Consider the following 24,444-nt stretch of genomic DNA (forward strand, 5'->3'; position numbering starts at 1 on the left):
TGGATACGAAATTGATTGGAATAAGGTAATGCGCAGCTAGGCAGGCTGGGCTACAGCACGGCATCGCGCAGCAAATCAACCCGCTCGACAGCATTGAAATGACCGGAGGGGCTCTCTCTTTACAAGCCATTTCCCTTCAAATCACTCTTACGACTCCGGTAAATCTTCTCTGCCAACTCAATGAATGCTTGAGCTGCAGCAGTAGTCTCGCTGCAATCCAGCACCGCGATTCCGACTTGGCGCCTGACTGCCGGATCGAGTGTCCTGACCACATAAAGCTTCTCGCTATCCTCGGGCAACGAAGACTCAGCCACAATCGTTACCCCATCTCCGCGAGCCACCGCGGCCAAGGTACTCATCAACTGAGAGGTCTTGTAGCGAATACGCGGCTTCAATTTGACAGCAGCAAAGAGCTGCGAGACCAGTTCGGCTGAACCAGCCTCGGTTAGTACAAACGGATCAGAACATAAGTCCTCCAATGTCACTCTTTCGTTTGAAGCGAGAGGGTGCGCAATCGGTAGCAAGGCAACCATTTGGTCCTCAAGTAAAGGCCAGGTATCAAACTGGGCTTCAGGTAAGGTGACAAACCCTACGTCCACCTCTCTGTCTAACAACCATTCCGTCACTTGGCGATCAGGCCCCTCACTCACATGAACTTCAATATTGGGGTAAAGGCGGCGGTAGTCTGTAAGAATCCGCGGCAACAAAAGCTGGGATGAGGTTGGGCCAAATGAACCAATTCGCAGGGTGCCAAGTTTCATGCCGCGGGCATCGCTGGCATCCTGCCTAATTGCATCCGCCAGACCAAGCATAGGTTGCACACGTAGAAGGATTCGCGCCCCTATGTCTGTCAGTTCAATCTGGCCTTGATGCCGAAGTAGCAGTTCAACACCCCACTCCTGCTCCAGAGCCCTTATTGCGTGAGAAACCGCAGATTGGGATATTTTCAGTTGGGCGGCTGCGAGGGTGAAGCCACGCCGCTCTGCGACAGCGACAAAAATTTCCAATTGGGTCAGCGTCATTTTTCATCCATGAGTAATCGCTCATTTTCATATGACCATGATTTTGCGTAAGCATAGATGAAACAGGCATAACGAGATAGGCCAGCCCTTTTCGCCAACTTATATCCAAGGATTGTTTTATGGTCGCCCAATGGAAGACTGATGGGATTTCGGCACTGTGGCCTGAAATCAACGGCCCATTCCTGTCCCTGCGAGGTATACCCGAGCATCTGATGCCGGTCACCCAGACTCAGGAACTGTACAAAGACCTTCTATTAGGGTTCGATGCAATCACGAGTTGCGAGATGAAAGAACTTTACAAGTTCAAACTGTTTCTCAATCGGATGCATCAACGATCGAACTTACCCCCGGAGTTGTTACTGATCCATAAGGCATTTATAGCTTGGGTAAACTTTGAATATGAGCGAGCACGTACACTCTTTACGCAACACCTGAAAGCGTACCCCTCCGACATCATCACAATTTTTTTTGTGCACATGCTCGACTTCTGTACTGGTAAGACGCCTAGATTAACGGCAGAATTTTCGTTTTGCGAACCACACATACCGCACACTCATGCCTTGTACTCCTACTACCTGGCAATAAAATCTTTTGTTTTGTGTGAAGACCAGCGCTTCCAACAAGCCCTTGAACTGGGCCTTGAGGCGGTTAGGCTGATTCCCCATAACATCTACGGCATCCATGCTACTGCCCACGCATTGCATGAGATGGGCCGCTGGCAGGAACTTTCGAGTTTCCTGATCGACTGCAAGCCTGAATGGATCGAAAATAGCGGCATGCGCATGCACGTCTATTGGCACATGGCTATAGCCCACGAGCGATGCAACGAGGTCGATCAGGCACTCCAAGCGTTCGAGGAACTGTATGAATTAAAGGACAGCCCCTTCGCGAAGCAGGATCTGGATGCGGTGGGTTTTCTCTGGCGCCTGCGTTTGAAAGCCACAGACAGCAAGTTCGCCGCTATCTGGGAACGTCTCGCTCTTTTGTGGACCGGCAGCGTCTCTGGATCAACCTCTTACTTTCACAAAATCCATGCTGCGCTTGCCTTTTCTGCGACCAATCAGACTCTCCTCATCGAGAAGCAAATCGCCGAAAGCGACGGCTTTGGCATCGAGCCCGAAGCGCACCGAGCAGGCTTAGACGTGCTCAAAGGCATTCTACTGTTCACCTTGAAGCGTTATCACGAAAGCCTGGCGCTCTTGCGTACCAGCCGAGACCAGTGGCCGTTGTTAGGAGGGAGCCGTGCCCAACGCGAAGTCCTTGATCTGACTCTCGAATACATAGAACTCAAGACCCGACCGATCGTTGAAGAGAGGGCACCTGCATGACCAGCCATTCTCATCCACTGGTCCTTACTTCAGACAGCCTTACCTATCTTAAACTTTCTCTGGTAGCAATGATCTGGGGAGGTACCTTTGTCGCTGGTCGGTATCTATCCGCAGACACACCCGCGCTATTAGCCGCCAGTGTCAGATTTATATTCGCCGGAATCACACTCGGACTGTTCCTAGGTTTCTTTTTAAAAAAGAGCTTTGTCCGGCTTGATCGGTCGCAACTAGTCAAGATCGTAGGATTGGGATTTTGCGGAATTTATACTTATAACCTCTGTTTTTTTTATGGCCTACATTACACAGCAGCCTCCCGCGCGTCATTGATCGTAGCCCTGAATCCCGCCGTCATGGCTCTTTTCTCTTATGTGTTTTTCCGAGAAAAAATGTCTGCAATGAAAACCGCAGGCATTTTTCTTTGCCTGATAGGGGCGGCTGTCGTGATTCTCAATAAGTCGTCAGGCACATTAATCGTGGATAAAAGCGACTGGCGCGGAGACCTTTTGATCTTTGGTTGCGTACTCAGTTGGGTCGCCTTCAGCGTATTCGGTAAGTCGGTAGTCAAAGAAATCGGCGCCCTACATACGGTGACCTACTCCATCTTCGCGGGGGCCGCGATGCTGACGGCGACCGCTATCGTCACTGGTCAATTCAATCAGGCATCACTACGAGCTCTAACCCTTGCCGACTTTTCCAGCTTGCTGTACTTGGGTGCCATAGGCTCAGCGCTGGCATACATCTGGTACTACAAGGGAATCGAGCAGATCGGCGCAACACGTGCCGGAGTGTTCATCGCGCTCAATCCGCTGACCGCGGTGTTACTGGGTGCTATTTTGTTGGATGAGCAGCTCAGCGCTCCCACATTTATGGGGGGCGCACTGATTATAGTGGGCATCATGATCTGCAATAGACCAGCCCGCCCTCAATATAACTGCGAGATGAAGAACGTGCGTACGCCATAATAGACTGAGTAAGTTATTTACCGTTTTAATTATCGAAACAGCCAGAGGCTCATAAACTAAACAACGTTTTAGATCATCTATTTTTCGGACCAATCCACCTTTTCTACGCAGGCTATCTAGCAAACCTGCGAAGCTCCCATGCACAGTTGCTATGACGCCTATAATATCCAGGCTGTACATGAAGATATTCACGATCAACCGCAATTTACGACTTGCCAATCTCCGCGAATTTTTTTGTAAATCTGAATCTGGAAGGTGAGCCGCAACGTGGAGCACTCGGCACAAAAGAAGCGGGAGAGAAGATCGTCGCTTGGAGCCCACGGAGGCTCCAAGCGAGACAGACTCTAATGCTTACGATCACCCTTTCTCGTTACCGCTAAACATTACTCAACCGTCACCGACTTGGCCAAGTTACGTGGCTGGTCAACGTCCGTGCCCTTGAGCACCGCCACGTAGTACGACAGCAATTGCAGCGGGATGGTGTAGAGAATCGGCGACAGGGTGTCGTGGATGTGCGGCATGTTGATGACGTGGGTGCCTTCGCCGTTGGTCATGCCGGCCTTTTCGTCGGCGAACACGATCAGTTGGCCGCCACGAGCGCGAACTTCCTGCAAGTTGGACTTGAGCTTCTCCAGCAGTTCATTGTTCGGCGCCACGGTGACCACCGGCATGTCATCGTCCACCAGGGCCAATGGGCCGTGCTTGAGTTCACCGGCCGGGTAGGCTTCGGCGTGGATATAGGAGATTTCCTTGAGTTTCAGGGAGCCTTCCATCGCCACTGGGTACTGCGCGCCACGGCCGAGGAACAGGGTGTGGTTCTTGTCGGCAAACAGCTCGGCGACTTTCTCTACGGTGCTGTCCATGGCCAGGGCTTCGCCCAGGCGGGTCGGCAGGCGGCGCAGTTCTTCTACCAGGGTGGCTTCCACGCCCGCAGCCAATGTGCCGCGCACCTGGCCCAGGGACAGGGTCAGCAGCAGCAAGCCCACCAACTGGGTGGTGAAGGCCTTGGTGGAGGCTACGCCGATTTCGCGACCGGCCTGGGTCAGCAGGGTCAGGTCCGACTCACGTACCAGGGAGCTGATGCTGACGTTGCAGATCGCCAGGCTCGCCAGATAGCCCAGCTCTTTGGCATTGCGCAGGGCGGCCAGGGTGTCAGCGGTCTCGCCGGACTGGGAGATGGTCACGAACAGGGTGTCGGGCTGCACCACCACCTTGCGGTAGCGGAACTCGCTGGCTACTTCGACCTGGCACGGGATGCCGGCCAGTTCTTCAAGCCAGTAACGCGCGACCATGCCGGCGTGATAACTGGTGCCACAGGCGACGATCTGCACATTGCGCACTTTGGCGAACAGCTCGGCGGCTTGCGGGCCGAACGCGTTTACCAGTACTTGCTTGTCGCCAAGGCGACCTTCCAGGGTGCGTTGCACCACGGCCGGTTGCTCGTGGATTTCCTTGAGCATGAAGTGGCGGAACTCGCCCTTGTCGGCAGCTTCGGCGCCGTCGCGGTATTGCACCGCTTCACGCTCGACGGAGTTGCCGTCCACATCCCAGATCGCCACGCTTTCACGGCGGATGTCGGCGATATCGCCTTCTTCAAGGTACATGAAGCGGTCGGTGACTTGACGCAGGGCCAACTGATCGGAAGCGAGGAAGTTCTCCCCCAGGCCCAGGCCAATCACCAGCGGGCTGCCACTGCGGGCGGCAACCACACGGTCCGGTTGGCTGGCGCTGATCACCGCCAGGCCGTAGGCGCCATGCAGTTCCTTGACCGTGGCCTTGAGGGCGGTGGTCAGGTCGCTGTGGTCCTTGAGCTTGTGGTTGAGCAGGTGGGCGATGACTTCGGTGTCGGTGTCCGAGGTAAAGACGTAGCCCAGGCCCTTGAGTTGTTCACGCAGCACTTCGTGGTTTTCGATGATGCCGTTGTGCACCACCGCGATATCACCGGAGAAGTGCGGGTGCGCATTGCGCTCGCACGGTGCCCCGTGGGTCGCCCAGCGGGTGTGGGCGATGCCCAGGCGGCCCGCCAGGGGCTCACCGGCCAGGGCCTGTTCCAGTTCGCTGACTTTGCCTGGGCGACGCATGCGCTCGAGCTTGCCCGCGTTGCTGAAGACCGCCACGCCGGCACTGTCATAGCCGCGGTATTCCAGGCGCTTGAGGCCTTCGAGCAAAATGGCGGTAACGTTTCGTTCAGCGACTGCGCCTACAATTCCACACATGGTTTCTCTCCTAGATGACTGCCGCGCAAATCAGAGTAATGCCGCGGGCTTGAATCTGGTCGCGGGCCTCAAGCGGCAGGCGATCATCGGTAATAAGGGTATGGACGCTGCTCCAGGGCAGTTCCAGGTTGGGAATCTTGCGGCCGATCTTGTCGGATTCGACCATCACCACAACTTCACGGGCGACTTCGGCCATCACTCGGCTCAAGCCCAGCAATTCATTGAAGGTGGTGGTACCGCGCTGCAGGTCGATGCCGTCAGCGCCTATAAACAGTTGGTCGAAGTCATAGGAACGCAGCACCTGTTCGGCGACCTGTCCCTGGAACGAGTCCGAGTGCGGGTCCCAGGTACCGCCGGTCATCAGCAGTACCGGTTCATGCTCAAGTTCACTCAGGGCACTGGCCACATGCAGGGAGTTGGTCATCACCACAAGGCCTGGCTGATGGCCCAGTTCGGGGATCATCGCGGCGGTGGTGCTGCCGCTGTCGATGATGATCCGCGCATGTTCACGCAGGCGCTTGACCGCCGCCCGGGCGATGGCGCGCTTATGCACAGAAATCGGTTGGGCAGGATCACCCACCAGTTCCTGGGGCATGGTGATGGCGCCACCGTAGCGACGCAGCAGCAAGCCGTTGCTTTCCAGCGCGGCGAGGTCCTTGCGGATGGTCACTTCGGAGGTTTCGAAACGCTTAGCCAATTCATCCACGCTCACTTCGCCCTGCTCGTTGAGCAAGGTGAGGATGTTGTGGCGTCGTTGTGGTGTATTTCGTTTCGACATGGTGATGATAAGTTTCGTTTCGAAAGATAACGAAGGCAATCAAAACCTATTGACGAAGGATCGTCAAGCAGAAGAATGAAATTTTATTGAAGCCCAGATCAAAAATGTAGGAGCTGGCTGCCTGCGATAGAGGTGTATCAGTCGATGAAAACGTGACTGAAATATCGCCATCGCAGGCAAGCCAGCTCCCACATTGATGGGTGGTGGCTGAAGGTTGTGGATAACTCAGGTCTTTTTGATTTTGACCGGGCGTTTCCAGCCGTCGATGTTGCGTTGGCGGGCGCGGGCCACCGCCAATTGCGACTTATCCACATCCTGGTTGATGGTTGAGCCTGCCGCTGTGTTTGAACCATCGCCAATGGTGACGGGCGCAATCAGTGAATTGTTGGAGCCAATAAAGACGTCTTCACCGATCGTCGTCTGATACTTGTTGGCACCATCGTAATTGCAAGTAATGGCGCCGGCGCCAATGTTGCTGCGGGCCCCAATCACTGCATCGCCGAGGTAGGCCAGGTGCCCCGCCTTCGCATCGTCGCCCATCCGTGCGTTTTTCAGCTCAACGAAGTTACCCACATGGGCCCTGGCGCCCAGCACGCTGCCCGGGCGCAACCGCGCAAACGGCCCCGCATCGCTGCCCTCACCCATCACGGCACCGTCGATGTGGCTGTTGGCCTTGACCACCACGCCTTTGCGCAGGGTGCTGTCCTTGATCACGCAATTGGGGCCAATTACCACATCGTCTTCGATGATCACGCGGCCTTCGAGGATCACATTGATATCGATCAGCACGTCGCGGCCCACGGTCACCTCACCGCGTACATCGAAACGCGCCGGGTCACGCAGTGTCACGCCCTGCGCCATCAGGCGGCGGCCTTCGCGCAGTTGGTAGTGACGCTCCAGTTCCGCCAGTTGCTTGCGGTCGTTGGCGCCCTGCACTTCCATTGGGTCGTGGGGCTGCTCGGTGGCGACCAGCAGGCCGTCGCTGACGGCCATCTCGATGACGTCGGTGAGGTAGTACTCGCCCTGGACATTGTTATTCGACAAACGACTCATCCAGTCTGCCAGGTGAGCCGCCGGCACCGCGAGAATCCCGGTATTGCCTTCGGTTATCGCCCGTTGTGCCTCGCTGGCATCTTTATGCTCGACGATGGCGGCGACGTTGCCGTCTGCATCACGCACGATGCGGCCATAACCGGTAGGGTCGTCCAGTTCGACGGTGAGCAGGCCCATCTGGCCCGGCACTACGTGCTTGAGCAGGCGCTGCAGGGTTTCCACTTCGATCAGCGGCACATCACCGTAGAGGATCAGCACGGTGTCGGCCTTGATGAACGGTACGGCTTGCGCGGTGGCATGACCGGTACCCAGTTGCTTGTCCTGCAATACGAAATTCAAGTCATCGGCTGCCAGACGCTCACGTACCGCATCGGCACCGTGGCCAATCACTACGTGGATACGTTGTGGGTCCAGTTGCCGGGCGCTGTGGATAACATGGCCAAGCATGGAGTTACCCGCAACCGGGTGCAGTACCTTGGGCAGGGCTGAACGCATGCGGGTGCCCTGGCCAGCGGCGAGAATGACGATTTCAAGAGACATGAATGGCTACCAATCCTGGGCGGTCCGGCTTCAGACCAAAGAAGTGTTTTGCAAAAAAAGAAAAAGGGTAGCCGAGGCTACCCTTTTTAATCAATCGCGCATGAAGCATGACGGCTTGGCCGCTTACTTCTTGCGGATCTGCTGGAGCGTGCGCAGCTGGGCTGCAGCCTCGGCCAGACGTACAGCAGCAGCGCTGTAGTCGAAGTCTGCACCTTTTTCGTGCAGAGCCTTCTCGGCAGCCTTGACGGCTTCCTGAGCGGAGGCTTCATCCAGGTCGCCAGCACGTTGCACGGTGTCGGCAAGAACCTTGACCATGTTCGGCTGAACTTCGAGGAAACCGCCAGAGATGTAGAACACCTCCTTTTCCCCGCCCTGCTTGGTCAGAGTAATCGGACCGGGCTTCAAGCTGGTGATCAGCGGTGCGTGGCCCAAGGCAATACCCAGGTCACCCAACTCGCCGTGTGCAATTACCATCTCTACCAGACCGGAGAAGATTTCCCCTTCCGCGCTGACGATATCGCAATGGACTGTCATAGCCATCTGATTGCCTCAACCTGATGAGCGCCCGTTGCCGGGCGCCTGGATTACAGTTTCTTGGCTTTCTCGATCGCTTCTTCGATGCCGCCGACCATGTAGAACGCTTGTTCTGGCAGGTGGTCGTAGTCACCGTTGAGGATGCCTTTGAAGCCAGCAATGGTGTCTTTCAGGGAAACGTATTTACCCGAGGCACCGGTGAAGACTTCAGCCACGAAGAACGGCTGCGACAAGAAGCGCTGGATCTTACGAGCGCGGGATACCAACTGCTTGTCGGTTTCCGACAGCTCGTCCATACCCAGGATCGCAATGATGTCCTTCAGCTCTTTGTAGCGCTGCAGCACGTACTGAACGCCGCGAGCGGTGTCGTAGTGCTCCTGGCCGATCACGTTCGGGTCCAGCTGGCGCGAAGTCGAGTCCAGTGGATCGACCGCTGGGTAGATACCCAGGGAAGCGATGTCACGGGACAGTACGACGGTGGCGTCCAAGTGGGCGAAGGTGGTCGCAGGCGACGGGTCGGTCAAGTCATCCGCAGGTACGTATACCGCTTGGATCGAAGTGATCGAACCTTCCTTGGTCGAAGTGATACGTTCTTGCAGAACGCCCATCTCTTCAGCCAGGGTCGGCTGGTAACCTACTGCCGAAGGCATACGGCCCAGCAGTGCGGATACTTCGGTACCGGCCAGGGTGTAACGGTAGATGTTGTCGACGAACAGCAGAACGTCGTTACCTTCGTCACGGAACTTCTCGGCCATGGTCAGGCCAGTCAGTGCTACGCGCAGACGGTTACCCGGCGGCTCGTTCATCTGACCGTAGACCAGTGCCACTTTGTCCAGAACGTTGGAGTCCTTCATCTCGTGGTAGAAGTCGTTACCCTCACGAGTACGCTCACCCACACCGGCGAACACGGAATAACCGCTGTGCTCGATGGCGATGTTACGGATCAGTTCCATCATGTTTACGGTCTTGCCTACACCGGCACCACCGAACAGACCCACTTTACCGCCTTTGGCGAACGGGCAGACCAGGTCGATAACCTTGATGCCGGTTTCCAGCAGGTCGTTGCCGCCAGCTTGCTCGGCGAACGAAGGTGCTGGACGGTGAATGCCCCAACGCTCTTCAGTATCGATCGGGCCAGCTTCGTCAATCGGGTTGCCCAGTACGTCCATGATCCGGCCCAGGGTCGCTTTACCGACCGGTACGGAGATGGCAGCGCCAGTGTCGACAACGTCCAGACCGCGCTTCAAGCCTTCGGTGGAACCCATCGCAATGGTACGAACTACGCCGTCGCCCAGCTGCTGCTGAACTTCCAGAGTAGTTTCCGCGCCTTGTACTTTCAGCGCGTTGTAGATGCTCGGTACGCTGTCGCGTGGGAATTCCACGTCGATAACGGCGCCGATGATTTGAACGATACGTCCGCTACTCATAGCTGGATCCTCTGAATATTTGAACCGTTAAACCGCGGCAGCGCCGCCGACGATTTCCGAGATCTCTTGGGTGATCGCAGCCTGACGCGCCTTGTTGTAGATCAGCTGCAAATCGCTGATCAGATCACCGGCGTTGTCGGTAGCGTTTTTCATCGCGATCATCCGCGCCGCTTGTTCAGCTGCGTTGTTCTCGACCACCGCCTGGTACACCTGCGACTCCACGTAGCGCACCATCAAGCCGTCAAGCAGCTCTTTGGCGTCTGGTTCGTAGAGGTAGTCCCAGTGGTGCTTGAGTTCCTGATCCGGGGTCGCCACCAGTGGAATCAATTGCTCCACGGTCGGCTGCTGGGTCATGGTGTTGATGAACTTGTTGGATACCACGGACAGGCGGTCAATCCGGCCTTCCAGGTACGCATCCAGCATCACCTTCACACTGCCGATCAAGTCATTGATCGACGGCTCTTCACCCAGGTGGCTGATAGCTGCAACGACGTTACCGCCGAAGTTGCGGAAAAAGGCCGCACCCTTGCTACCAACAACACACAGATCAATCTCGACGCCGTTTTCGCGGTTTACCGCCATGTCCTTGACCAGGGCCTTGAACAGGTTGGTATTCAAACCACCGCACAAACCACGGTCACTGCTCACTACCACATAACCTGCACGCTTGACGGCGCGCTCGATCATGAACGGGTGGCGGTATTCCGGGTTGGCGTTGGCCAGATGCCCAATTACCTGGCGGATACGCTCCGCATAAGGACGGCTAGCCGACATGCGCATTTGTGCCTTGCGCATTTTGCTGACCGCCACTTTCTCCATGGCGCTGGTAATTTTTTGCGTGCTTTTGATGCTCGCAATCTTACTGCGAATCTCTTTTGCGCCTGCCATGTAACACCTATCAGGTTAGCAAGCGGGAGCCTTGCGGCTCCCGCTGCGGCTTACCAGGTTTGGGTGGCCTTGAACTTCTCGATACCAGCCTTCAGGCCAGCGTCGATTTCGTCATTGAAGTCACCCTTCACGTTGATCTTGGCCATCAAATCGGCATGATCTCGGTTGAAGTAAGCAATCAGCGCTTGTTCAAAGCTGCCGACCTTGGCGATTTCGACGTCAGTCAGGAACCCACGCTCAGCGGCATACAGCGACAGCGACATGTCAGCGATCGACATTGGCGCGTATTGCTTCTGCTTCATCAGCTCGGTAACGCGCTGACCATGCTCAAGTTGCTTACGGGTCGCTTCGTCCAGGTCAGAAGCGAACTGGGCGAATGCCGCCAGTTCACGGTACTGAGCCAGAGCGGTACGGATACCACCGGAGAGCTTCTTGATGATCTTGGTCTGAGCGGCACCACCCACACGGGATACCGAAACACCGGCGTTCACAGCAGGACGGATCCCGGAGTTGAACATGGCCGATTCCAGGAAGATCTGACCGTCGGTGATGGAAATCACGTTGGTCGGAACGAACGCGGAAACGTCGCCAGCCTGGGTTTCGATGATCGGCAGTGCGGTCAGGGAACCGGTTTTGCCGGTCACTGCGCCGTTGGTGAACTTCTCTACGTACTCTTCGGAAACGCGGGATGCGCGCTCCAGCAGACGGGAGTGGAGATAGAACACGTCGCCTGGGTAGGCTTCACGGCCTGGTGGACGGCGCAGCAGCAGGGAAATCTGGCGGTAAGCCACTGCTTGCTTGGACAGATCGTCATAAACGATCAGCGCGTCTTCACCGCGGTCGCGGAAGAATTCACCCATGGTGCAACCGGAGTACGGTGCCAGGAATTGCAGCGCAGGAGATTCCGAAGCACTGGCAGCCACGATGATCGTGTTGGCCAGGGCGCCGTTTTCTTCCAGCTTGCGAACCACGTTGGCGATGGTCGATTGTTTCTGACCGATCGCTACGTAGACGCAGAAAATGCCGCTGTCTTTCTGGTTGATGATCGCGTCGATCGCCAGAGCGGTCTTACCGATCTGACGGTCACCGATGATCAGCTCACGCTGGCCACGGCCGACTGGGATCATGGCATCGACAGCCTTGTAGCCAGTCTGTACAGGCTGGTCTACCGACTTACGCCAGATCACGCCTGGAGCAACTTTCTCGACCGCGTCGGTCTCGGTGTTGCCCAGTGGACCTTTACCGTCAACAGGGTTACCCAGTGCGTCGACAACGCGACCCAGCAGTTCCTTACCAACCGGAACTTCCAGGATGCGGCCTGTGCACTTGGCGCTCATGCCTTCAGCCAGACTGGTGTACGCGCCCAATACAACGGCACCTACGGAGTCTTGCTCCAGGTTGAGGGCCATACCGTAGACGCCGCCCGGAAACTCGATCATCTCGCCGTACATTACGTCGGCCAGACCGTGAATCCGCACGATGCCGTCAGATACGCTGACGACAGTGCCTTCGTTACGGGCTTGGGAGGTCACATCGAGCTTGTCGATGCGGCCCTTGATAATTTCACTTATTTCGGAAGGATTGAGTTGCTGCATTGCTCTGCTGCCCCTTCAAACTCAAGATTTCAATGCTTCGGCAAGATTCGCGAGTTTGCCGCGAATCGAGCCATCGATAACCAGGTCGCCGGCGCGAATGACAACACCCCCAATAAGGGATGGGTCTTCCGCAACTTGCAGGCGCACTTCCCGGTCGAGTCGTGCACTGAGAACCTTGGCGAGTTTGTCTTGCTGTTCTTGGTTCAATGCAAAAGCACTGGTCACTTCAACGTCTACCGACTTCTCTTGCTCGGCCTTGTACAGGTCGAACAGAGCGGCAATCTCCGGCAAAAGCGGGAGACGGTCGTTTTCGGCAACGACGTGGATGAAGTTCTGCACTTTCACATCAAACTTGTCGCCGCACACGTCAATAAACGTGGCGGCCTTGTCTGCGCTCGTCAGTCGCGGGGCCTTGAGCACGCGCTGCATGGTGTCGTCTTGCGACACTGCTGCAGCCAGGCCGAGCATGGCTGACCAAGAGGCCAGCTGCTGGTGGGCCTGGGCGTGCTCGAAGGCTGCCTTAGCGTAAGGTCGGGCCAACGTGGTCAATTCTGCCATGATCGCCCTCGCTTAAATTTCAGCAGCCAGTTTGTTTACCAGCTCCGCGTGCGCGTTTTGATCGATTGTGGCACCCAGGATCTTCTCAGCACCGCCGACGGCCAGAGCACCCAGTTGGGCACGCAGCGCATCTTTGACACCATTCAGTTCCTGTTCGATCTCGGCCTGAGCCTGAACCTTCACACGGTCAGCGTCGATACGGGCTTTTTCAACAGCCTCTTCAACAATCTGGTTACCGCGTTTCTTGGCTTGCTCAATGATTTCAGCTGCCTGAGCCTTCGCTTCGCGCAGTTGCTGACCCGCTTTATCTTGGGCCAACTCCAGGTCGCGAGCTGCTCGTGCGGCAGCGTCCAGTCCATCCGCGATCTTCTTCTGACGTTCGTGCAAAGCCGCGATGACCGGAGGCCATACGAACTTCATGCAGAAAACAACAAAAATCAAGAACGCTAAGGACTGACCAATAATGGTTGCATTAATGTTCACGCCAATACCTCGCTCGTTCGTTGCACAACACACCAATCACTCGAAAAAACGAGTGATTAACCGGCGAGTTGACCAACGAAGGGGTTCGCGAAGGTGAAGAACAGAGCGATACCAACACCGATCATGGTCACGGCGTCGAGCAGGCCGGCAACGATGAACATTTTAACTTGCAGCATTGGAACCATTTCTGGCTGACGCGCTGCGCCTTCCAGGAACTTGCCGCCCAACAGGCCGAAACCAATGGCAGTACCCAGGGCGCCCAGGCCGATCAACAGTGCAACAGCGATAGCGGTTAGACCAACTACAGTTTCCATCTTTCCTCCCGACTTTTACGTCGTATGGTTTAGGTTTTTTAGATTTTAAAGCGGTAAAACAAATCGTTTCATAGCCCTTTGGGGCCACCTTCCCGTTTCACCGGGAAGGACATCAGACTAGTCGAGACTGGTCTTAATGGTTCTCTTCGTGCGCCATCGACAGGTAGACGATGGTCAGCATCATGAAGATAAACGCCTGCAGGGTGATGATCAGGATGTGGAACACAGCCCACGCCCACTGCAGAACAATGCCCAGGCCGCTAAGCCAGAGCAGGCCGCTGCCGAACATCACAGCGATCAGGATGAACACCAGCTCGCCGGCATACATGTTGCCGAACAGTCGCAGGGCCAGGGAAATCGGCTTGGCGATCAGGGTGACGAATTCCAGCAGGAAGTTCACCGGGATCAGCAGGGCTTGAACGAAGATGTTCTTGCTGCCGAACGGGTGCAGGGTCAGTTCGCCGATGAAGCCGCCGATGCCCTTGATCTTGATGCTGTAGAAAATGATCAACGCGAACACCGACAGGGCCATGCCCAAGGTAGCGTTCGGGTCAGTGGTCGATACCGCGCGGAATGGGATGTGCGGGTCGCCGCTGATCCACATGGCCACTTGCGGGATCCAGTCCACCGGGATCAGGTCGACGGCGTTCATCAGGAACACCCAGACGAAGATGGTCAGTGCCAGCGGTGCAATCACCGGGCTACGGCCATGGAAGCTGTCTTTCACGCTGCCATCGACGAATTCGACCAATACTTCAACGAAGTTCTGCAAAGCACCTGGCTGACCGGAAGTCGCCTTCTTTGCCGCCATGCGGAAAATCAGGACGAAGATCAGACCCAATGCGACCGACCAGCCCAGAGTATCCAGGTGGAAAGCCCAGAAGCCCATTTCTTTGGCTTCTGCTGCGGAGTGGGCAAAGCCCCAGCCGCCGTTGGGAAGCTGACCGAAGGTCAGGTTCTGCAAGTGGTGCTGGATATAGCCCGAAGCGGTTGTTTCTGCCATGGTTGCCTCAAACGCCCTAAGGTTTCGAAAGTCTTGTTTTCATTAGCAGGGGAGCGAACCAGCTGACCAGTTGGGTCAACACGAAGACGCCGAATACAGCTAGCGGCGCCAATGGCTTCACACCTGCAAAGGTCAGTGCAAACAGCACTGCCGTCAAAATCAGTTTCCCTGCCTCGCCGGCATAAAAGGACCGGACGATAGCCTGGGCTGCCCGGGCGCCGGAAAACCGAAAGGCCCTGTGAGCAAAATACATATTGGGCAGCAAGGCTATCAGGCCTCCGCAGAGTCCTGAGTATCCGGCTACGACCCCATGCCAATACCAAAGCGCCAATGCGGCGATCAGCAAAATGACAAATTGGGCCAATAAAACCGGAAAAACGGCCAAGCGATGGAACGGCAACGTGTTTGGCGTGCGGGTTTCCATCACTCTTGCTCCTCAATGGTCGGCTGCCGGAAATCAATAACTTGGCATAATTTGTGCCGACAAAATGCGCGCAGAGTATAGGGGCGGTTCTGCCCCTATTCAACTGCCGGGTAGTGATTTCCGACTGCACGCTACATAAGCAAATGTTTCAGCGGATGTGGGAAAGAACGCCCTGAAGCTCATCGAGGGAGTTATATCCGATAACCAATTGCCCTTTGCCCTTCTTACCGTGGCGAATTTGCACCGCAGAGCCCAGCCGCTCGGCCAGGCGCTGCTCAAGGCGCGCAATATCCGGATCAGTTTTGACCGTCTCGACCGGTGCAGGTTTACCACTGAGCCACTGGCGAACCAAGGCCTCGGTCTGACGAACGGTGAGACCTCGTGCGACAACGTGTCGCGCCCCTTCAACCTGTTGATTTTCCGGCAAACCGAGCAAAGCACGGGCATGACCCATTTCCAGGTCGCCGTGGGACAGCATGGTCTTGATCACTTCCGGAAGCGCAATCAGGCGCAACAGGTTGGAAACCGTGACACGGGATTTGCCCACCGCATCGGCCACTTCCTGCTGGGTCAGCTTGAATTCCTGCTGCAGACGCTGCAGGGCAATGGCTTCCTCGATGGGATTGAGGTCTTCACGCTGGATATTCTCGATCAGCGCCATGGCAATGGCCGTTTCATCTGGCACATCACGCACCATCGCCGGGATGGTTTCCTGGCCGGCCTGCTGGCTGGCGCGCCAGCGGCGTTCACCGGCGATGATTTCAAACCGACCGCCGCCAATGGGGCGCACGACAATCGGCTGCATCACGCCCTGCGCCTTGATCGAGTTCGCCAACTCCTCCAGCGCCTGCGGGTCCATGTCCCGGCGCGGCTGGTACTTGCCACGCTGGATCAGGTCCAGGGGCAGGTGTTGCAGTTCACGGGAGTCGGCCTGCACCGCTTGCTCTTCCAGCGAAGTAACAGTCGGACCACTCAGCAGTGCATCCAGTCCACGTCCGAGACCTCGTTTCTTGACGGCCATGGGGATTCCTTAAGTTGGCTGGGCTGCAGCGGTGCGTGAGTTGCGACGTTGGCGACGAACCATCTCGCCGGCCAGCGCCAGGTAGGCAATGGCACCACGCGATGACTTGTCGTACGCCAGCGCGGGCATGCCATAGCTTGGCGCTTCGGCCAGGCGGATGTTACGCGGGATCACTGTGTCGTAGAGCTGGTCGCCAAAGTGTTCCTTGAGCTGCGCCGACACATCGTTCATCAGGCTCAGGCGCGGGTCATACATGGTCCGCAGCAGGCCTTCGACCTTCAGGTTCGGGTTGAGCAACTCGGCGATACGCTTGATGTTATCCACAAGGTCGCTCAAGCCCTCGAGGGCGAAGTACTCGCACTGCATGGGGATGATCACCCCATCGGCGGCGACCAACGCGTTGAGCGTCAGCATCGACAGCGACGGCGGGCAGTCGATCAAAATGTAGTCGTAATTCTCGCGGATCGGCGCCAGGGCGCTGCGCAGACGGCTTTCTTTCATCTGCATTTCCAGCAGCACCACTTCCGCCGCGGTCAGGTCGCGGTTGGCCGGCAGCAGTTGATAACCGCCGTGTTCGGAGTAGTGCATAGCCTGGGCCAGGTCGCACTCGCCTATCAGCAAGTCGTAGACCGAGTTTTCCAGGCCGTGTTTATCCACACCGCTACCCATGGTGGCGTTGCCCTGTGGATCGAGATCGATCAACAGCACCCGACGCTTGGTAGCGACCAGGGATGCTGCGAGGTTGATGCAGGTGGTGGTTTTGCCCACGCCACCTTTCTGGTTCGCTATCGCGAATACCTTAGCCATTCTTGCTTGTGTTCCCAATCATGCCGTGCGGCGCAGTATCAGCAGATGGCGTTGGCCTTGGCAACCGGGTACGGCCAAGGCGTGTTCGCTATCGAGGTGGAAGTCTGCCGGCAATGCTAACAGCTCGTCGCTTGGATGAACGCCCTTCATTGCCAGCCAACGGGTGTTCAGGTCGCCCAGGTGGCGGGTCCAGTTGCTGAAGTTCTCCATGCTGCTGAAGGCCCTGGAAACAATTCCATTGAAAGGCAGTTCAGGCGTGAAGGCTTCGACCCGGCTGTGGATAACTTGCAGGTTGTCCAGCTTGAGTTCGAGTTTGACCTGGGTCAGGAAGCGGGTTTTCTTGCCGTTGCTGTCCAGGCAAGTCACTTGCGACTCGGGAAACAGGATCGCCAACGGGATGCCAGGCATGCCACCGCCACTGCCAACGTCCAGCCAGCGGCCGTTTTCGATGAAGGGCATCACGCTCAAGCTGTCGAGCAGATGCCGCGAAACCATTTCGTCCGGATCGCGCACCGCAGTGAGGTTGTAGGCCTTGTTCCACTTGATCAACAGGGCCAGGTAGCCCAACAGCAACTCGTGCTGGGCTGCGGTCAGGTCCACACCCAACTGGCGTGCACCTGTGGATAACTCTTCGGCGTGTTGCGAGGTGACCAACGAACTCAAGCGCTTTGCTCCAACTGACGGCCCGCGCCGCGTTTTTTTCAAATGAATCATCAACAGCGAAATGGCTGCCGGGGTGACGCCCGGGATACGGGAAGCCTGGCCCAACGTCTCGGGACGAGTTATCCCCAGCTTGCTTTGAATCTCTTTGGACAACCCGGAAATCCCGGTGTAATCGATATCCACAGGCAGCTTGGTGTCTTCACTGGCGCGCAGCCGGGCGATCTCGTCCTGCTGGCGGTCAATGTAACCGGCGTATTTGGTCTTGATTTCGACCTGTTCGGCCACCTGTGGATCTTCTGCACCGCCGCCGGTTACCGAGACTAGACCAGCGTAGTCGATTTCCGGGCGGGACAGCAGGTTCAACAGGTTGTACTCGTGAGTCAGCGGCGTGCCGAATTTTTCGGCAATGGCATCGCCCTGCTCGGTGCCCGGGCGGACCCAGGTACTTTTCAGGCGCTGCTCTTCCAGTTCGATGCTTTCGCGTTTTTTGCAGAACGCTGCCCAACGCGCGTCATCGACCAGGCCCAGCTCGCGACCTTTTTCGGTCAGGCGCAGGTCGGCGTTGTCTTCGCGCAGGATCAGGCGATATTCGGCCCGGGAAGTGAACATCCGGTACGGTTCCTGGGTACCCAGGGTAATCAGGTCGTCGACCAACACCCCGATGTACGCTTCATCGCGACGCGGGCACCAGCTGTCTTTGCCCTGGGCGCGCAATGCGGCGTTGGTCCCGGCCAGCAAACCCTGGGCGCCGGCCTCTTCGTAACCGGTGGTGCCGTTGATTTGCCCAGCGAAGAACAGGCCGCCGATCACTTTGGTTTCCAGGCTGTATTTCAAGTCCCGCGGATCGAAGTAGTCGTACTCGATGGCGTAGCCGGGGCGCACGATGTGGGCGTTTTCCATGCCGCGAATCGACTGCACGATCTGGATTTGCACGTCGAACGGCAGGGAAGTGGAAATTCCGTTCGGGTACAGCTCGTGGGTAGTCAAACCTTCCGGCTCGATGAAGACCTGGTGGCTTTCCTTGTCGGCAAAGCGGTGGATCTTGTCCTCGATCGATGGGCAATAACGCGGGCCGATGCCTTCGATCACGCCCGAGTACATCGGCGAACGATCAAGGTTGGCAGCGATGATTTCGTGAGTGCGCGCGTTGGTGTGGGTAATCCAGCAGCTCACCTGCTTGGGGTGCTGCTCCTTGGAACCCATGAACGACATCACCGGAATCGGCGTATCCCCGGCCTGTTCGGTCATCACCGAGAAATCCACAGAACGCCCGTCGATACGCGGCGGGGTCCCGGTTTTCAGGCGACCGACACGCAGTGGCAGTTCGCGCAGGCGATGAGCCAGGGCGATGGACGGCGGATCGCCGGCGCGGCCGCCGGAATAGTTCTGCATCCCGATGTGGATAAGTCCACCGAGGAAGGTACCAGTGGTCAACACCACGGATTCTGCGAAGAAACGCAGGCCCATTTGCGTAACAACACCGCGCACCTGGTCCTGTTCGACGATCAGGTCATCTGCGGCCTGTTGAAATATCCACAGGTTGGCCTGGTTTTCCAGGGTTTCGCGCACCGCGGCCTTGTACAGGATGCGGTCGGCTTGTGCCCGAGTAGCACGCACCGCCGGGCCTTTGCGGCTGTTGAGCACGCGAAATTGAATACCACCCTTGTCGGTAGCCATGGCCATCACACCGCCAAGGGCGTCGATTTCCTTGACCAGATGGCTTTTGCCGATCCCACCAATGGCGGGGTTGCAACTCATGGCACCGAGGGTTTCCACGTTGTGCGTCAGCAACAGGGTTTTGACCCCCATGCGGGCTGACGCCAGTGCTGCCTCGGTACCGGCATGACCGCCGCCGATGACGATCACTCCAAAACGGGAAGGGAAATCCACCACGCACCTCGTGCCTGCTTATGTAGGTAATCAGGAATTGTTTGTTGAAAGAGTTTTAGAGCTATGGCGGCAAGTATAGGGACTTAGCCGTTCCTAAAGAACCCTTTGCACAAAATTTAACCAGCTGTGGATGAATCACAGACAATAGAAATTAAAAGAGAGAAATCTATTAAATCTTTGTTTTTATGTTTATTTCTACTGAGCCTACTTTCTGTGGATAGATCTCTATAGCCCTTTATTTACGTACTGTACAGAGATTCAAAAGTCTGTGGTTAGGTGCCAATGAGGCCCTTGGATAAGTGCTTTAAGCCTGTGGATTAAACAGGTGGTTATCCACAGAGGGGGTTTTACTCAGGTTTCAAGCCCTGTTATCAACTGGGCACAGGGGCGGTTATTCACAGGGCTTAATCCACAGAAAAGCATCAGCCGCGGCAAATTCCGTCCACGGCAAGGCCACCTCGGGGCGAGGTTATTGTCAGAAAATACTCAGGGGTGTCCTGAAACGGACAAAACAGACAGGCACCAATGGCCTGTCTGTGAACTACGAAGGGTTATTTACCGATGCAGAAACTGGAAAAGATCCTGCCGAGCAGGTCATCGGAACTGAATGCCCCGGTAATCTCCCCCAGAAGCTGCTGTGCCTGGCGCAAATCCTCAGCCAGAAGCTCCCCAGCACCTGCCAGGGTCAACTGCGTCCGGCCATGCTCAAGGGCGGCACTGGCATGGCGCAACGCCTCAAGGTGGCGGCGACGCGCACTGAAGCTGCTTTCCGAAGTCTGTTCATAGCCCATGCAGGCCTTGAGATGATCGCGCAGCAGTTCCAGGCCATCGCCGGCAGACTTGGCGCTGAGGCTGATGGTGACATGGCCATCGTCGCTGACCTCCAGGGCAATCGCCTCACCCGTGAGGTCTGCCTTGTTGCGAATCAGCGTGACCTTGGCCGGGTCCGGCCGTTGCTCAAGGAACTCCGGCCACAGGGCAAAAGGATCCACGGCCTCTGGCGCGGTGGCATCCACCACCAGCAACACCCGATCGGCTTCCCCGATGGCCTTGAGCGCCCGTTGCACGCCGATTTTTTCCACCTGGTCATCGGTGTCACGCAAACCGGCGGTATCGACCACGTGCAGCGGCATGCCATCAATGTGGATATGTTCGCGCAGGATATCCCGGGTGGTGCCGGCAATTTCGGTGACAATCGCCGCTTCACGCCCCGCCAGGGCGTTGAGCAAGCTGGACTTGCCGGCGTTGGGCCGGCCGGCAATCACCACCGTCATGCCATCGCGCAGCAATGCGCCCTGCCCGGCTTCCTTCAAAACTGTGGATAACTCGTCTCGTACCTTATCGAGCATGGCCAGGACATGGCCATCGGCAAGAAAGTCGATTTCTTCTTCCGGGAAATCAATCGCGGCCTCGACATAGATGCGCAAACTGATCAATTGCTCGGTGAGGTTATGCACACGCAGGGAAAATGCCCCCTGCAACGAGCGCAAGGCATTGCGCGCCGCCTGTGCAGAACTGGCCTCGATCAGGTCGGCAATCGCCTCGGCCTGGGCCAGGTCGAGCTTGTCGTTGAGAAACGCACGCTCGCTGAACTCACCAGGCCGCGCCAGACGGCAGCCCAACTGCAGGCAGCGCTGTAGCAGCATGTCGAGGACGATAGGCCCGCCATGGCCTTGCAGTTCCAGCACATCCTCACCGGTGAAAGAGTTTGGGCCCGGGAAATACAGGGCCAGGCCCTCATCCAGTACCTCAAGATCCTCGCCGAAAAAAGGCCCGTAATGCGCATACCGAGGCTTGAGCTCACGGCCGCTGATCGCTTGGGCGGCAATGCCAGCAAGTGGCCCGGAAATACGAACGATGCCGACACCGCCCCGGCCTTGAGCGGTGGCGACGGCAGCGATGGTTTCACGAGGAGCGCTCATCAGCGGTTTCCCAGACAAAAGTGACAGAATGCAAAACGCCCCACGAGGGGGCGTCTTGAGTGGTTATCCACAGAGTAAGTTACGCCTCGGCTTTTTTGGCAGCCGCTTCGATCTTACGTGTGATGTACCACTGTTGAGAGATCGACAACACGTTGTTGACCACCCAGTACAGAACCAGACCAGCCGGGAACCACAGGAAGAAGAAGGTGAAGATGATTGGCATCATTTTCATTACCTTGGCCTGCATCGGATCCGGAGGCGTCGGGTTCAGACGCTGCTGGATGAACATGGTTGCGCCCATGATGATCGGCAGGATAAAGAACGGGTCTTTGATCGACAGGTCAGTTATCCACAGCATGAACGGCGCCTGGCGCATTTCCACGCTTTCCAGGAGTACCCAGTACAGCGACAGGAACACCGGCATCTGTACCAGAATCGGCAAGCATCCACCCAGCGGGTTGATCTTCTCTTTCTTGTACAGCTCCATCATGGCTTGCGACATTTTCTGCCGGTCATCGCCATGTTGCTCTTTGAGTGCAGCCAGTTTCGGCGCAACGGCGCGCATACGGGCCATCGACTTGTAGCTGGCGGCCGACAGAGGGAAGAAAATCCCTTTGATCAGCATGGTCAGGAAGATGATCGACCAGCCCCAGTTACCGACGATGCTGTGGATATGTTGCAGCAACCAGAAGATCGGCTGGGCAATGAACCACAGGATGCCGTAATCCACAGTCAGTTCCAGACCTGGGGATAACTCCTTGAGTACCGCCTGGCTTTTCGGGCCGGCATACAGGGTGGCGCTGGTTTCAGCCTTGGCTCCTGGTGCAACGGTCAACGCCGGGCCAGTGAAACCAATGATGTAGTTACCCTGGTTGTCCTTGCGGGTCTGGACCAGGTTGGCTTCGCCCTTATTCGGGATCCACGCGGTTACAAAGTAGTGTTGCAGCCAGGCTACCCAACCACCTTGGACCGTTTCTTTCAGCGCGCCCTTGTCGATGTCTTTCATCGACACTTTCTTGTACGGCTCGTTACTTGTCCACAGGGCGGCGCCCAGGTAAGTCGCGGTGCCGGTGGCAGTGCTGGAAGATGGATCGGAACTGCCATCACGCTTGAGCTGGGCAAACAGGTTGCCAGTCCAGGTCTTTTCGCTGGTGTTATCGATCAGGTAGGTGACTTTCAGATCGTACAAACCGCGCGTGAAGCTGAAGCGCTTGATGTAATTGACGCCGTCGTGACTGAATTTCAGGTCGACGTTCAACTGGTTTTGGCCATCAGCCAGTTGATAAGTCTTCTGTTCGGTCGAATAAACCGGACGACCGGTAGCACGAGCATCAGGGCCATCAGTGCCAGTCAGGCCGCTTTGTGCCAGATAAACACGCTCGCCACCGTTATCGAACAACTGGAATGGAACATCCGGATGGTCTTGGCGACGTGGGTACAGTGGCAATTTCAGCTGGGCGATATCGCCGCCCTGTGGATCGATCGCCAGGTCCAACACATCCGTCTTGACGTGGATGAGGTCTTTATTGGTGATGACCGCGTTATCTACAGGGGTGCTGGTATCGGCATTCGCGCTGGGTACATCGGCACTGGCGGAAGCATTGTTACCCAACGGTGCATCTGCAATAGCAGGAGCAGACTGATTGGTAGCAACATTCTGAGTCGGCAGGGCAGCCTGGCCATAGTCCTGGTTCCATTTCAGAACCATAACGTAGGACACGATTGCCAGGGCGACGATCAGGATCGTGCGTTTAATATCCATGATTACTCGGCCATCGAAGAAGAACGGGAGGTAGGGATAGGCGGAACCGGGTCATAACCACCGGGATTCCACGGATGACAGCGACCTAAACGACGAAAGGTCAGCCAGCCACCGCGCAGAAGGCCATGATTTTCTATGGCTTCATACGCGTAGCAGGAACAACTGGGGTAGAAACGACAGTGGCTGGCCATCAGCGGACTAATGGCATAACGGTAAAACTGGATCGGAACGAGGGCCAGTTTACGCATCAGTGCTGTCTACCCCTACAGTTTCGGGGCTGACTGCTGGGGTCGGCTTGCTGGTGCGAGCCAAACGTTTCCAGAGCTTGCCGAAATGCTGAATCAATTCGGGGTTTTCTACGTCCCCCAAGCCTTTGCGCGCGACGATAACAATATCCCAACCAACCAGAGTCTCCTGGTGGAGGCGAAACGATTCGCGCATCAGACGCTTGAGGCGATTGCGCTCAACGGAGAGCTTTACGCTCTTCTTGCCGATCACCAACCCGAGACGGGGGTGATCCAGATCGTTGTTACGCGCAAGGAGCAGGAGATTTTTCCCCGGAACCTTGCCGGTGGGGGAGTCAAAGACTGCCTTGAAGTGCCGGGGGGTTAGCAGACGCTTTTCCCGACTGAAGTCCTGACTCACCACCAGTACCGGATTATCAAACTGCCAGACGCGCACGACCTTTGGCGCGGCGACGCGACAGGACAGCACGGCCGTTCTTGGTAGCCATGCGAGCACGGAAACCGTGGGTACGGGCGCGTTTGATGGTGCTTGGTTGGAAAGTACGTTTCATGGCGTGTTACCTGGTTCGTCCACAACGGGCCGGAATGGCCCCCGTTTTAAGAGACCGGGGATTCTAGAGAAAGCAAGCCTCTAGGTCAATTTCCAACCAGCTATTCCTTCAATTAGATATCTGAGGGCATCGAGACCGATTCCGGGCGGTTCGACTTTGACGAGCAATGCCATAGATATAAAAATAAAGAAGGAAGTTATTTAAAGCTTTTCTGTAAAGCTTATAAAAGCTAGGCACGCGATCTTCTGTGGATAACTGCCTTGAGGCCATATTCCACGTGCTGTACAGAGAATGACAACACGGGGGAGAAACGGTGCTCTGCCTGTGCTGCGCTATCGGATAAGCTGTGTGTGGAATGGCTACTTATCCACAGACCAGTTACCCACAGACTTTCGACCCCACTTGTACAACGAGCTTAGGGGCGCTTATCCACAGAGCTTATGCACAGACCATTTGTC

General features: G+C 56.6%; 23 protein-coding genes and 1 pseudogene. 2 read left to right on the forward strand and 22 right to left on the reverse strand.

Annotated elements, in window-relative coordinates:
- Positions 1-119 precede the first annotated feature (119 nt).
- Positions 120-1,022: a LysR family transcriptional regulator gene (locus HBO05_RS20085; RefSeq protein ID WP_172313833.1), complete on the reverse strand. Its 903-nt coding sequence runs from the start codon at positions 1,020-1,022 to the stop codon at positions 120-122.
- A gap of 119 nt (positions 1,023-1,141) precedes the next feature.
- On the opposite strand from HBO05_RS20085, the gene HBO05_RS20090 reads away from it, so the two are divergent.
- Both HBO05_RS20090 and HBO05_RS20095 read left to right on the forward strand, forming a co-directional pair.
- Entirely contained in the window at positions 1,142-2,350 is a 1,209-nt protein-coding gene (locus HBO05_RS20090) for a tetratricopeptide repeat protein (protein WP_172313835.1), read from the forward strand.
- Positions 2,347-3,312, forward strand: a complete 966-nt coding sequence (locus HBO05_RS20095; protein WP_262376956.1) for a DMT family transporter — start codon at positions 2,347-2,349, stop codon at positions 3,310-3,312. Before HBO05_RS20090 ends, HBO05_RS20095 begins: the two co-directional genes overlap by 4 nt.
- A 383-nt stretch (positions 3,313-3,695) precedes the next feature.
- Here HBO05_RS20095 and glmS read toward each other — a convergent pair whose 3' ends face one another.
- From glmS to rpmH, 21 genes and pseudogenes are all read right to left on the reverse strand, one after another.
- Positions 3,696-5,528, reverse strand: a complete 1,833-nt coding sequence (gene glmS, locus HBO05_RS20100) for a glutamine--fructose-6-phosphate transaminase (isomerizing) (RefSeq protein ID WP_057439302.1) — start codon at positions 5,526-5,528, stop codon at positions 3,696-3,698.
- 10 nt (positions 5,529-5,538) lie between these two features.
- Positions 5,539-6,306, reverse strand: coding sequence for a DeoR family transcriptional regulator (locus HBO05_RS20105; protein WP_029290123.1), 768 nt, complete (start codon positions 6,304-6,306; stop codon positions 5,539-5,541).
- A gap of 225 nt (positions 6,307-6,531) precedes the next feature.
- Positions 6,532-7,899: a bifunctional UDP-N-acetylglucosamine diphosphorylase/glucosamine-1-phosphate N-acetyltransferase GlmU gene (glmU, locus tag HBO05_RS20110; protein WP_169954061.1), complete on the reverse strand. Its 1,368-nt coding sequence runs from the start codon at positions 7,897-7,899 to the stop codon at positions 6,532-6,534.
- Between the two features lie 123 nt (positions 7,900-8,022).
- On the reverse strand, positions 8,023-8,439 hold the full coding sequence (locus HBO05_RS20115; RefSeq protein ID WP_057439300.1) for a F0F1 ATP synthase subunit epsilon: 417 nt from the start codon (positions 8,437-8,439) through the stop codon (positions 8,023-8,025).
- 44 nt (positions 8,440-8,483) lie between these two features.
- Positions 8,484-9,860 (reverse strand): F0F1 ATP synthase subunit beta, encoded by a 1,377-nt coding sequence (gene atpD / locus HBO05_RS20120; RefSeq protein WP_015886645.1) that lies wholly within the window; start codon positions 9,858-9,860, stop codon positions 8,484-8,486.
- Positions 9,861-9,887: 27 nt separating this feature from the next.
- Positions 9,888-10,748 carry a F0F1 ATP synthase subunit gamma gene (atpG, locus tag HBO05_RS20125; protein WP_057439299.1) on the reverse strand — a complete coding sequence of 287 codons (861 nt, stop codon included), beginning with the start codon at positions 10,746-10,748 and terminating at the stop codon, positions 9,888-9,890.
- Between the two features lie 50 nt (positions 10,749-10,798).
- Positions 10,799-12,343, reverse strand: a complete 1,545-nt coding sequence (atpA, locus tag HBO05_RS20130; protein WP_029290137.1) for a F0F1 ATP synthase subunit alpha — start codon at positions 12,341-12,343, stop codon at positions 10,799-10,801.
- Positions 12,344-12,364: 21 nt separating this feature from the next.
- Positions 12,365-12,901 (reverse strand): F0F1 ATP synthase subunit delta, encoded by a 537-nt coding sequence (locus HBO05_RS20135; protein WP_057439298.1) that lies wholly within the window; start codon positions 12,899-12,901, stop codon positions 12,365-12,367.
- A gap of 12 nt (positions 12,902-12,913) precedes the next feature.
- Entirely contained in the window at positions 12,914-13,384 is a 471-nt protein-coding gene (locus tag HBO05_RS20140; RefSeq protein ID WP_008439543.1) for a F0F1 ATP synthase subunit B, read from the reverse strand.
- Between the two features lie 56 nt (positions 13,385-13,440).
- Entirely contained in the window at positions 13,441-13,698 is a 258-nt protein-coding gene (gene atpE, locus HBO05_RS20145) for a F0F1 ATP synthase subunit C (RefSeq protein WP_002555987.1), read from the reverse strand.
- Between the two features lie 133 nt (positions 13,699-13,831).
- Entirely contained in the window at positions 13,832-14,701 is an 870-nt protein-coding gene (gene atpB, locus HBO05_RS20150; RefSeq protein WP_029290172.1) for a F0F1 ATP synthase subunit A, read from the reverse strand.
- A 16-nt stretch (positions 14,702-14,717) separates the two neighbouring features.
- Entirely contained in the window at positions 14,718-15,125 is a 408-nt protein-coding gene (locus HBO05_RS20155; RefSeq protein WP_010565865.1) for a F0F1 ATP synthase subunit I, read from the reverse strand.
- 148 nt (positions 15,126-15,273) lie between these two features.
- Positions 15,274-16,146 carry a ParB/RepB/Spo0J family partition protein gene (locus HBO05_RS20160; RefSeq protein WP_032857179.1) on the reverse strand — a complete coding sequence of 291 codons (873 nt, stop codon included), beginning with the start codon at positions 16,144-16,146 and terminating at the stop codon, positions 15,274-15,276.
- Positions 16,147-16,155: 9 nt separating this feature from the next.
- Positions 16,156-16,953, reverse strand: coding sequence for a ParA family protein (locus tag HBO05_RS20165; RefSeq protein ID WP_005792605.1), 798 nt, complete (start codon positions 16,951-16,953; stop codon positions 16,156-16,158).
- A gap of 18 nt (positions 16,954-16,971) precedes the next feature.
- Positions 16,972-17,616, reverse strand: coding sequence for a 16S rRNA (guanine(527)-N(7))-methyltransferase RsmG (gene rsmG, locus HBO05_RS29055; protein ID WP_169902059.1), 645 nt, complete (start codon positions 17,614-17,616; stop codon positions 16,972-16,974).
- Positions 17,613-19,506: pseudogene (gene mnmG / locus HBO05_RS20170) on the reverse strand (tRNA uridine-5-carboxymethylaminomethyl(34) synthesis enzyme MnmG). Before mnmG ends, rsmG begins: the two are co-directional and overlap by 4 nt.
- Before the next feature lie 551 nt (positions 19,507-20,057).
- Positions 20,058-21,428, reverse strand: coding sequence for a tRNA uridine-5-carboxymethylaminomethyl(34) synthesis GTPase MnmE (mnmE, locus tag HBO05_RS20175; protein ID WP_172313839.1), 1,371 nt, complete (start codon positions 21,426-21,428; stop codon positions 20,058-20,060).
- Between the two features lie 79 nt (positions 21,429-21,507).
- A complete protein-coding gene (yidC, locus tag HBO05_RS20180) occupies positions 21,508-23,190 on the reverse strand; it encodes a membrane protein insertase YidC (RefSeq protein WP_172313841.1) in 1,683 nt (560 codons plus the stop codon).
- 2 nt (positions 23,191-23,192) lie between these two features.
- Positions 23,193-23,438, reverse strand: coding sequence for a membrane protein insertion efficiency factor YidD (gene yidD, locus HBO05_RS20185; RefSeq protein ID WP_010465488.1), 246 nt, complete (start codon positions 23,436-23,438; stop codon positions 23,193-23,195).
- The gene (rnpA, locus tag HBO05_RS20190; RefSeq protein ID WP_308936377.1) at positions 23,431-23,835 is read right to left on the reverse strand and encodes a ribonuclease P protein component; all 405 of its coding nucleotides are present in this window, start codon (positions 23,833-23,835) and stop codon (positions 23,431-23,433) included. The genes yidD and rnpA overlap by 8 nt, the downstream gene beginning before the upstream one ends.
- A gap of 16 nt (positions 23,836-23,851) precedes the next feature.
- The gene (gene rpmH / locus HBO05_RS20195) at positions 23,852-23,986 is read right to left on the reverse strand and encodes a 50S ribosomal protein L34 (RefSeq protein WP_003213577.1); all 135 of its coding nucleotides are present in this window, start codon (positions 23,984-23,986) and stop codon (positions 23,852-23,854) included.
- Positions 23,987-24,444: the final 458 nt, after the last annotated feature.

Source organism: Pseudomonas sp. WS 5079, assembly GCF_012985465.1.
GTDB lineage: Bacteria > Pseudomonadota > Gammaproteobacteria > Pseudomonadales > Pseudomonadaceae > Aquipseudomonas.